This window comes from Priestia aryabhattai, assembly GCF_023715685.1.
Classification (GTDB): domain Bacteria; phylum Bacillota; class Bacilli; order Bacillales; family Bacillaceae_H; genus Priestia; species Priestia aryabhattai_B.
The window spans coordinates 1-228 of the sequence record NZ_JAMBOQ010000126.1 but is presented as its reverse complement, the minus strand read 5'-3'; the positions used below and the strand labels follow the sequence as shown (position 1 = coordinate 228).

1 rRNA gene is annotated in these 228 nt (G+C 54.4%); it reads right to left on the bottom strand.

What is annotated here, in order from left to right:
• A 23S ribosomal RNA gene (locus M3225_RS29355) occupies positions 1–228 on the bottom strand; the annotation flags it as partial.

Below are 228 nucleotides of genomic sequence, written 5' to 3'. Positions count from 1 at the left end.
ATTCTCTCCTCGCCTCCCTGTGTCGGATAGCGGAACGGGCACCTCCCGCCTCGCTAGCGGCTTTTCTTCGCAGTGTGGAATCAGGAACTTCGGTACAATAATTCCCTCGTCATCACAGCTCAGCCTTAATGATGAGCGGATTTGCCTACTCATCAGCCTAACTGCTTGAACGCGCATATCCAGCAGCGCGCTTACCCTATCCTACTGCGTCCCCCCATTACTCAAACG